The 9,103-nt window shown below is 63.2% G+C and carries 8 protein-coding genes, 5 tRNA genes and 1 pseudogene; 3 read left to right on the top strand and 11 right to left on the bottom strand.

Annotated elements, in window-relative coordinates; genetic code table 11:
- Positions 1–221: 221 nt before the first annotated feature.
- The 6 genes and pseudogenes from KIH77_RS02865 to galE form a co-directional block, all read right to left on the bottom strand.
- Positions 222–294 (bottom strand) — tRNA-Phe (locus tag KIH77_RS02865).
- A 43-nt stretch (positions 295–337) separates the two neighbouring features.
- Positions 338–411, bottom strand: a tRNA-Asp gene (locus KIH77_RS02860).
- A 27-nt stretch (positions 412–438) separates the two neighbouring features.
- A tRNA-Glu gene (locus KIH77_RS02855) sits at positions 439–510 on the bottom strand.
- 262 nt (positions 511–772) lie between these two features.
- Positions 773–1,426 (bottom strand): tRNA (guanosine(46)-N7)-methyltransferase TrmB, encoded by a 654-nt coding sequence (gene trmB / locus KIH77_RS02850; protein WP_372445347.1) that lies wholly within the window; start codon positions 1,424–1,426, stop codon positions 773–775.
- A gap of 29 nt (positions 1,427–1,455) precedes the next feature.
- A pseudogene (locus KIH77_RS10615) lies at positions 1,456–1,633 on the bottom strand (tRNA (guanine-N7)-methyltransferase); the annotation flags it as partial.
- A gap of 139 nt (positions 1,634–1,772) precedes the next feature.
- The gene (galE, locus tag KIH77_RS02845) at positions 1,773–2,786 is read right to left on the bottom strand and encodes a UDP-glucose 4-epimerase GalE (RefSeq protein ID WP_219099552.1); all 1,014 of its coding nucleotides are present in this window, start codon (positions 2,784–2,786) and stop codon (positions 1,773–1,775) included.
- 910 nt (positions 2,787–3,696) lie between these two features.
- Here galE and KIH77_RS02840 point away from each other — a divergent pair.
- Positions 3,697–3,770: transfer RNA gene (locus KIH77_RS02840), tRNA-Asp, on the top strand.
- A 43-nt stretch (positions 3,771–3,813) separates the two neighbouring features.
- A tRNA-Phe gene (locus KIH77_RS02835) sits at positions 3,814–3,889 on the top strand.
- Between the two features lie 175 nt (positions 3,890–4,064).
- On the opposite strand, the gene KIH77_RS02830 is transcribed toward KIH77_RS02835, so the two are convergent.
- The 3 genes from KIH77_RS02830 to KIH77_RS02820 form a co-directional block, all read right to left on the bottom strand.
- Positions 4,065–4,580 carry a low molecular weight protein-tyrosine-phosphatase gene (locus tag KIH77_RS02830; RefSeq protein ID WP_219099551.1) on the bottom strand — a complete coding sequence of 172 codons (516 nt, stop codon included), beginning with the start codon at positions 4,578–4,580 and terminating at the stop codon, positions 4,065–4,067.
- Positions 4,577–5,245: a dihydrofolate reductase gene (locus KIH77_RS02825; RefSeq protein ID WP_219099550.1), complete on the bottom strand. Its 669-nt coding sequence runs from the start codon at positions 5,243–5,245 to the stop codon at positions 4,577–4,579. The genes KIH77_RS02830 and KIH77_RS02825 overlap by 4 nt, the downstream gene beginning before the upstream one ends.
- 99 nt (positions 5,246–5,344) lie before the next feature.
- A complete protein-coding gene (locus KIH77_RS02820) occupies positions 5,345–6,217 on the bottom strand; it encodes a thymidylate synthase (RefSeq protein WP_219099549.1) in 873 nt (290 codons plus the stop codon).
- A gap of 136 nt (positions 6,218–6,353) precedes the next feature.
- On the opposite strand from KIH77_RS02820, the gene KIH77_RS02815 reads away from it, so the two are divergent.
- On the top strand, positions 6,354–6,767 hold the full coding sequence (locus KIH77_RS02815) for an OsmC family protein (RefSeq protein ID WP_219099548.1): 414 nt from the start codon (positions 6,354–6,356) through the stop codon (positions 6,765–6,767).
- A 178-nt stretch (positions 6,768–6,945) separates the two neighbouring features.
- On the opposite strand, the gene KIH77_RS02810 is transcribed toward KIH77_RS02815, so the two are convergent.
- Both KIH77_RS02810 and KIH77_RS02805 read right to left on the bottom strand, forming a co-directional pair.
- Positions 6,946–8,019, bottom strand: coding sequence for a universal stress protein (locus tag KIH77_RS02810; protein WP_219099547.1), 1,074 nt, complete (start codon positions 8,017–8,019; stop codon positions 6,946–6,948).
- Positions 8,020–8,220: 201 nt separating this feature from the next.
- On the bottom strand, positions 8,221–9,000 hold the full coding sequence (locus tag KIH77_RS02805; protein WP_219099546.1) for a C40 family peptidase: 780 nt from the start codon (positions 8,998–9,000) through the stop codon (positions 8,221–8,223).
- Between the last annotated feature and the right edge of the window lie 103 nt (positions 9,001–9,103).

Raw genomic sequence — 9,103 nt, 5'->3', positions numbered from 1 at the left:
CCGCCACCGGCGTCGACGCCTACGAAAGCGGGTTCGGCATCAGAACCGGCTGGGCCGGACGCTCACACTAACCTACCAACACGCCAACAACACGCGCGAATAAGACCCACGTTTTGACCCTTAGCCCGCCGTTTTTCCGCTTGGAAACGGCGGAAAGGCATCATGATTCGGGGATGATATGAGAAATCCCCGGCCGGGCATCGCCCGCCGGGGATTCACGGTGGCTCCGAACGGCGTCGATCCGTTGACCTAGCGATTTTCAGTCGCTCGCTCTACCAACTGAGCTACAGAGCCATGAATACGAGAAGACCCGGAATTCCGGGCCTCTGCATCCAAGCGACTCCGACCGGACTTGAACCGGCGACCTCCGCCGTGACAGGGCGGCGCTCTAACCAACTGAGCTACGGAGCCATGAAGTTCTCGGCCTTGCGACCGAAGTACCCCCGGAGAGAGTCGAACTCTCGTTGTCAGATTGAAAGTCTGATGTCCTAACCGTTAGACGACGGGGGCGAACAACTCGATTGATATTACGGGAGGTGACCATATCACGCAACCTACGGCGTGTCGCCATAACGAAACCGCGTCAAATCGTTGCAATCACAACGGTTTCTTTCCTCTCGGTCATGGACTATCCAACCGATGGGAACCGAGCGCGCCGCACGGTTCCCGTTCGTTCACACATCCACAACGGAAGGGAACCGCAGCGCGCACACGGTTCCTCTTCGTCATGCCGCCCCCGACGAACGGGAACGGCCACACAGCGCGGGAACGGTCACACGGCGCGGTAGGTGAAGTCGTGGATCACCCGCCCGGCGGTGATGCCCTTCTTCTCGAAGTTGGTGAGCACGCGGCCGGCGAAACGCTCCGATTCGGCGAAGTCGGCGTGCGGCAGCTGCGCGGCCATGTCGGCGGTCCCCTTGCTCACGTGTTCGGTCGGCAGGCTCACGGTCACGTCGCCGACGTTCTCGAAGTCGTCGCGGCCGTCCATCACCTCATGCACATGCAGGGCGTAGTCCTCGATATCGGTGGCGATGCGCCATACACCGCCGGACCGCAGGGCGCGATGCACCTCGGCGGCGAGCGCCGGCTGCACGATGCGGCGCTTGTGGTGCTTGGTCTTGGGCCACGGGTCGGGGAAGAACGTCCAGACTTCGTCAAACAGACCGTCGACGGCGGCCTTCATGAGATCGGGGGCGTTGACCTCGCAGACGCGTAGGTTGCGCAGCTCGTATTTGCCGGCCTTGAGCAGGGCGTGCGCGACGCCGGGCTTGTACACCTCGAGCGCGAGGAAGTTCGTTTCGGGACGCTCCTGTGCGGCGGCGACGATATTCTCACCCTGGCCGGTGCCGATCTCCACGACCAGCGGATGATCATTGCCCCACGTCCGCGCCGCGAAATCGGCGTCGAAGCGGAAGTCCGGCGCGATGGACAGTTCTCGATGCTCGTATTCCGGCAGTTCGAGCAGATACTCCCCCGCGTAGGCGTCCCATGCCTTCTGGAGTCGTTTGTCGAGACGCGAGGAACGCCGCACGAACGACATGAGCTCGCGGCGTCGCCCCGGCCCGGCCGTCCCCGGCATCGCGCCCTCGACCGCGCGGTATTCGTCAGGTACGGGGTTCGTCGTCTCGCTCATTGATGCTCCGTTCGCTCGTCGGTGTCGGTACGTTCGGTACGTCTTGTCTGACTACACGATACCGAAAGCGTACGAATACGGGCCGCCCGGCAGATATCCGGACGGCCCGCGCACACGTAAGACGGCGCCATCGGCACTATCAGTCGGTCTGCTTCCAGTTTTCGACGTCGATGTGGTGCTCGGGGTTGGCCTGCCATGCGCGCCATGCGGATTCGACGATGTCCTCCACGTCGTACTTGGCGTGCCAGCCCATCTCCTCGTTGATGCGCTTCGGGGAGCCGATCAGATGCGGCGGATCGCCGGCGCGGCGGCCCTGCACGTGCTCCTGGAACGGCAGGCCGGTAACCTTCTTGAGCTCGTCCACGATCTGCCGCACGGAAGTGCCTTCGCCGGTGCCGACGTTGAAGGCGTCGTACTTGCGTTCGTCGCGGTCGAGATACTTCAGGGCGGCGAGGTGCGCGTCGGCCAGGTCGGAGACGTGGATGTAATCGCGCACGCAGGTGCCGTCCGGCGTCGGGTAGTCGTCGCCGAAGATGAGCGGGGCCTTGCCCTTCTTGAGTCGGTCGAGCAGCATCGGGATGAGGTTGAGGATGGCCGGGTCCTCAAGCTCGACGGGACCGCAGCCGGCCACATTGAAGTAGCGCAGCGCGCAGAAGCGGATGCCGTAGCGGCCTTCGCAGGCGCGGGCCATCCACTCGCCGAACAGCTTGGTCTGGCCGTACGGGTTGATGGGGAGCATGGGGACGACATCCTCGGGCACCACGTCGACCGGCGGGACGCCGTAGGTCGCCGCGGAGGACGAGAAGACCAGCTTGCGGGTCTTCTTCGACTCGCTCATGCCGGTGAGCACGTTGAGCATGCCGCCGATGTTCTGCTGGTAGTACCACAGCGGCTTCTCGACGGACTCGCCGACCTGCTTGCGGGCGGCGAAATGGATGACGGCGTCGACGTCCTCGGCGTCGAGGATCTCGGCGAGGCGCTCCCCGGAGCCGGGCGCGGAAATGTCCATGCCGTAGAGTCGCGAGCCTTCGATGCGGGTGGGCTTGCCATAGCTCAGATCGTCGACGACGACGACCTTTTCGCCGGCCTGATGCAGCGCATGGACGACATGCGCGCCGATGTAGCCGCAGCCTCCGGTAACCAGAACAGTCATGACGTTCCTTCCTATACAATGAGCGAAGCGATCGCCGACGCCGATCGAATCAGTCGTCGATGCGACCAGCCATCAGGATGTTAGTTTTTGCTCGTTTTTGTTACTTTTTCTAACATCTTCAGTATAGCGCAAATCCGAACGACGACAACCTCGACATGACGAGACCGGCCATGCGGCACGCAACGACCATGCGGCACATGCCCGCATCCCCACGCAACCCCGCACACCCCACGACCCCGGTTTTGTGGGTCCATCCGCTCGCCACAATCGAAAAGTGGGTCCATCCGCTCACCAAACCACCGATTCTCACCTCCTCACGCATACTCTAGACCCACAAACCCCGTACATCCCCACGCAACCCGGTTTTGTGGGCCTATCCATTCGCCAAAATTAAAAAATGGGCCTATCCGTTCATAAAGAAGGGGTTTTCGACCTCCCCATGTATGCCTTAGACCCACAAACCCCTTAATGAACGATTTTGCCCACTGTTATTGAATAGCTCGGACCCACAAAACCGAATCCCGAACCCGTGGACCCACAAAACCGACTCAATAGACCCACAGAGCCGAATCGACAGACCCATCAATTCGACCCGATGGACTCACAAATCTGCCGAACGTCAAACTCGTCCGCCGCAGACAGCCGACTGACCCGCAAAACCAACGAGGTAGACCCACAAATCTGACGTGGTAGACGCAGCAGACCCACAAATCCATCAAGCGTCAACTCCGATTGGCACAGACGAACCGATGGACCCACAAAACCATTGACACCCTTGGAATATCGGGGATACCGAGACCGCACACCACACTGGAGAACAGCCGCGACACGCCGAACGACAGTCCGGACTTGCACCATCCACAGACCTGTGTAATATATACATTCGTTGCCTGCACAGCAGACAGCAGATGGCTCCGTAGCTCAGTTGGTTAGAGCGCCGCCCTGTCACGGCGGAGGTCGCCGGTTCAAGTCCGGTCGGAGTCGCTTGGATGCAGAGGCCCGGTGTTCCGGGTCTTCTCGTATTCATGGCTCTGTAGCTCAGTTGGTAGAGCGAGCGACTGAAAATCGCTAGGTCAACGGATCGACGCCGTTCGGAGCCACCATGAATCCCCGGCGGGCGATGCCCGGCCGGGGATTTCTCATATCATCCCCGGTTTGTGGTGCCTTTCCGCCGTTTCCAAGCGGAAAAACGGCGGAAAGACACCACAAACCGGGAACAACGGGGATTTCGGCACGTTATTCACAGCAGCTGTTCTGAACGACCCACAAATCCACCGCTCAGATCTGCGTTTCGATCCAGTCGACGATGTACGGCGCGACCTCCTCGATCTGGTCGATGGCGATGTCGAAATCGCGCGGACCGCCGAACCACGGATCCACCAGGTCGATCTCATATTCATGGCCGCGCTTCGGCGTCGGCAGGTTCGGGTCGAAACTGCGGTACATGTGCATCTCGGCGCGCTTGCCCGCCGGCAGCTGCCGCACGAGCGCCCGCATATGGTCGGCCGTCATCGGCAGGAACAGGTCGGATTCCTCGATCTCCTCGCGCGTGATCCTATGGGCGAAATGGTTCGGGTCCACGGCGTATCCACGCTCGCGAAGCACCTTCTGCGCACGACGGTCGATGGGGTTGCCGTGCTCCTCGTCGCTGACGCCGCTCGACATCACCCGCACACGGTCGTCAAGGCCACGTTCCTCGATGAAGTGGCGGAGGATGATCTCCGCCATCGGGGACCGGCAGATGTTACCGGTGCAGACGGTCATCACGGTGTACTTATGCGCGGTTTCGCTCATGACTTCCTTTCATAGTTGACGAAACGGTAGCGTTTGATGCCGGGGGCGTTCTTCGGCTTCATCCAGCCGGTCTCGCCCGTCACCCGCCACAGCCCGGCCTTGACCAGGTCCCCGATGGGCGGGGCGAACGTGTCGGCGTCGAATTCGGCGTCGATCTCGGTGACGAAGATCTTCGACGCGAACGGCAGGGCGTCGCGGAACACCTGCGCCCCGCCGATCACCCACAGCTCGTTGCGTTCGATGCCGTCGTCGGGGATGGATTCCTGCCGTGCGAGGTCGAGCGCGGCGTCGAGGTTGTCCATGACCGTGGCCCCCACGGCACGGTAGCGGTCGTCGTGGGAGATGACGATGTTATCGCGGTTCGGCAGCGGACGGTATTTCTCCCCCAGGGATTCCCACGTCCTGCGGCCCATGATGACCGGATGGGATATCGTCAGATTCTTGAAATGTCTGAGATCCTCGGCAAGATGCCACGGCATCCCGCCCTCAAAGCCGATCGCGCCCTCGCGACCGTCGCGGCTGCGGGCCTGCGCCCAGATGAGGTTCACACGGATCGGACGTAAGCCGTCGTCATGCAGGTCCTCGTTGGCGAGCTCCTCCTCGTAACGCCCGGCGGACCCGGGCCCGGGTTCGTGATAGCCGCTGCGACTACTGTCGTGCTCCATTGTTGACAACTCCTTCGATGATTGATGCGGTATGCAACATCTATACCCAACGATGCTAACGATTCGGCCGGACGCGTACCGTCCGGCCGCGCCGGCCCGTCATACGGCGACGGGCGCCTTGATGGCCGGATGATGACGGTAGCCGACGATGGTGAAGTCGTCGTAGTCGTAGTCGAAAACAGAATCGGCCTTGCGGATGTCGATCGTCGGATATGGGTAGGGTTCGCGTCCGAGCTGTTCGAGCACCTGGTCGATGTGGTTGTCGTAGACGTGGCAGTCGCCGCCGGTCCAGACGAATTCGCCGGGCTCGAGGCCGGCCTGCTGCGCCATCATGAGCGTGAGCAACGAATACGAGGCGATGTTGAACGGCACGCCGAGGAACATGTCGCAGCTGCGCTGGTAGAGCTGGCAGCTCAGCTTGCCGTCGGCCACGTAGAACTGGAAGAGCGCGTGGCAGGGCGGCAGGGCCATGTTCTCCACTTCGGCGGGGTTCCATGCGGTGACGATCATGCGCCGCGAATCGGGATGGTTCCTGATGAGGTCCATGACGTTGGCGATCTGGTCGATGGTGCGGCCGGGGTCGTCGGGCGTGGGCGCCGGCCAGCTGCGCCACTGCACGCCGTAGACGGGGCCGAGGTTGCCGTCGGCGTCGGCCCATTCGTCCCAGATGTGCACGTTGTGTTCCTGCAGCCAGCGGATATTGCTGGAACCCTTGAGGAACCAGAGCAGCTCGTAGGCGACTCCCTTGAAATACACGGTCTTGGTGGTAAGCAGCGGGAACGCCTGGGCCAGATCGAAGCGCATCTGCTGGCCGAACAGCGAGATGGTGCCGGTGCCGGTGCGGTCGGATTTCAGCGTGCCCTCGGCGATGATTTTGCGCACCAGGTCCTCGTACGGCATGGGGATGTCGGTTGCGGGGCGCGCCGGGATGCGTGCCCGGATGTCGTCGAGCTGTTCTTGAGTCAAAGCCATGACCACCAGTCTAGCGGCAGACCGTGGCGCATCGTGGCCGGGCCGGCCGGGGATTCCTCTGACCGCTTACATGCGCCGGCACCCGGTACGGGTTACATTGGTATCGGCAATGATGTCCATCACAAGGAGGAAAACCATGGGCAAGCGTATTTGGGTCGAGCGCAACAAGGACGGCTCCTGGGACGCCCGTTCGGAGGATGGCGCCCACATCAAGTTCGGCAAGGGCAAGGGCCTGTTCACCCCCGGCGACCTGATGAAGGTGGCGCTGGCGGGCTGTGCCGCATTGAGCAGCCAGTTCGCCGTGGAGAACGCGCTGGGCGAGGGCGCCGGCGCGACGATCACCGTGGACGGCACCGCCGACGCGAAGCACAACGCCTACAGCGATTTCAGCGAGAAGGTGGAGATCGACGCCTCCGAGGCGGGCCTGCGCAAGGCCCAGGTCGACGACCTCAAGGAGCGTGTGCGCCGCCACATCGAGAAGGGCTGCACCGTGCAGCACACGTATCAGCGCGAGACCCCGGTGAGCCTCGCCATCGACATCAAGGAGTAGGGCTTCCGGCTTCATATGCATATCGCGCCCGCCGGCGGGGGCTGCCGGCAAAGCCGACTGGGGGTGGCTGGTGCGCCATGAACGCATCCAGCCACCCCCAGTCCGTCGTAAAGACGGACAGCCCCCGCCAGCGGGGGCGATATTCCGGGTCCGAACTGCCAGCGGGGGCGATATGACCTTACGCCTTGTGCTCGGGGTCGATGGTGGCTTCGATGTCGTGCACGGTGGCGTCGTCGGCCGTGGGCACGGACACCTTCTGCACGCCGTCGATGTCGTCGATCGGCTTGGTGGGCACCTCGGCCGGGGATGCGGGCACGGTGTCGAGACGGGATTCGGCGGCCTCCACGTACTTGCGCGGCACCACATACACCGGACTGACGGAATGCTGGAGCAGCCCCTGGCTGGTGGAACCGAGGATCAGGCCGGTGAATCCGCCGCGGCCGCGGGAGCCGACGACCACGACATCACTGGTGTGGCTGGCCTCGGTCAGCGCGGTGACGGCCGAGCCGGGCACCACGGACTTGGCGATGACGAGGTCGGGGTACCGTTCCTGAATCGGCGCGATGCGCACGTCAAGGTCCTCGAGATACGATTCCATGATGCTGTTCGCCTCGGCGCCGCCCGCGCCGCCGGACGCGAACATGCCCATGCCGCCGAAGCTCGGCACGGCCGACATGACGGTGAGCTGGGCGCCCCACTGATGGGCGAAGCTGGCGGCGATGTCAAGCGCCTTGAGGCCCCACTTGGATTCGTCGGAGCCGACGACCACCTTGGTGATGGTGTTGTTGAGATGCATGAGGTTGCCGTCGTCGTCGGTGTACGGCACGACCACGATCGGGCAGTACGCGTAGGCCGGCAGCGAGGAGCTCGTGGTGCCGAGCAGGCGTTCCGCCAGACCTCCCTTCCCGCGGTTGCCGATGACGATGAGGTTGTAGTTGCGGGAGAGTTCCACGAAGACGGAGCTCGGATCGCCGGTGACGATGAGCGTCGCCGCCTCCACGCCCTGCTCGTCGGCGATGGCCTTGGCCTTCGACAGAATCTCCTGGGCGTCGGTGTGCGCCACGTTGTCGTCGCCCATGGCCGTGTAGGTGGCGTCGAAGGATACCGCCGCATAGCTCGGCAGCGAATACGCGCAGACAATCTGCAGGGTCAGGCCCGCGTGCTTGGCGTAGTTGGCCGCCCACCACGTGGCCTTGTAGCTGGCATCCGAACCGTCCACACCAACAAGAATGGCCTTTTCGTTGACAGTCATGATGTACCTCCCCGGTTAGGTTGGTGAGCCCATGCGCCTATGCATGGCTCCTATCTCCCTAGGATAGCGGGGAAAACGAAAAAACGCCGAAGCAACATTCGCGAAACGCGTAACGCCGTGGGCATGGGAACGCCCCCGGCGACGGTCGGTCGACACGCCGGGGGCGTACGGGAATGGCGTGGCCGGGCTGGCCCGGCGCCGTCACATCACGCGGTGGAAGGTGTATCCGCCGCCTCCCATCCATCCGGGGGTGAGGTCGGAGATGGTGACCTCGGTGAACGTCATATGAATGATCTTGCCGTTGCCCATGTAGATGGCGGCGTGGCCGGGACGGGCGACGATGTCGCCGGGACGGGCCTCGGACTCGGAGACCGTGGTGCCGAACGTCGTCAATGCGTGGGACGAGTGCGGCACGGCGATGCCGGCCTTCGCGAAGACGACCTGCACGAACCCCGAGCAATCCCAGCCGGTGTTCGGATCGACGCCGCCGACCACATACGGATGCGGTCCCATGAAGGTGGACGCATAGCTCAGCAGCGCGCTAGCGTCGGCGCTGGCCGGCGTGGAGACCGCCGTGGACGTTCCGGCGGAGGACGTCGATGCGGAGGACGCGGATGCCGAGGAGCGTTCGGCCGCGCGCGACACGGCCTCGGCCGCGGCCTTCTCGGCCTCCTGTTCGGCCTTCTTCTCGGCTTCGGCCTTGGCCTTGGCCTCCTTCTCGGCCTTGGACGCGGTCTTGGGGACGTTCAACGATTCGATGCCGCCGTAGTCGACGTCCGACTTGACGTCGATGGACGTCGCCTCCTTGAGCAGGTCGGCGTTGCGGGACTGCTGGCCCTTGAACGAACGGGACGATGTGACGGGGTGTTCGGTTTCGTCCGCCGCCGCAAACGGCACCACGGCGGCCGCGGAGAACATCGCCGTCGCGACGACGGCGGAAAAAGCGGAAAGACAGGTGAGGGATTTTCGTGGTGTAATCATCGTATTTGACCTTAGCAGACGTCAGAGGACAACGGCTATGCCGACGGATGAAACCACCCCTACGCAAAGACCCCGACCATGGTGGCCGGGGTCTTTGGAAAGC

The organism is Bifidobacterium pluvialisilvae, from assembly GCF_019331695.1.
In the GTDB taxonomy this organism is placed as follows: Bacteria; Actinomycetota; Actinomycetes; order Actinomycetales; family Bifidobacteriaceae; genus Galliscardovia; species Galliscardovia pluvialisilvae.
This window is presented reverse-complemented; position numbering and strand designations above follow the sequence as displayed.

Coding starts and splice junctions, on each gene's coding strand:
- KIH77_RS02815 (WP_219099548.1), top strand. CDS start 6,354: ATGGGCAAGCGTATTTGGGTCGAGCGCAACAAGGACGGCTCCTGGGAC.
- KIH77_RS02810 (WP_219099547.1), bottom strand. CDS start 8,019: ATGACTGTCAACGAAAAGGCCATTCTTGTTGGTGTGGACGGTTCGGAT.
- KIH77_RS02825 (WP_219099550.1), bottom strand. CDS start 5,245: ATGGAGCACGACAGTAGTCGCAGCGGCTATCACGAACCCGGGCCCGGG.
- KIH77_RS02805 (WP_219099546.1), bottom strand. CDS start 9,000: ATGATTACACCACGAAAATCCCTCACCTGTCTTTCCGCTTTTTCCGCC.
- galE (WP_219099552.1), bottom strand. CDS start 2,786: ATGACTGTTCTGGTTACCGGAGGCTGCGGCTACATCGGCGCGCATGTC.
- KIH77_RS02820 (WP_219099549.1), bottom strand. CDS start 6,217: ATGGCTTTGACTCAAGAACAGCTCGACGACATCCGGGCACGCATCCCG.
- KIH77_RS02830 (WP_219099551.1), bottom strand. CDS start 4,580: ATGAGCGAAACCGCGCATAAGTACACCGTGATGACCGTCTGCACCGGT.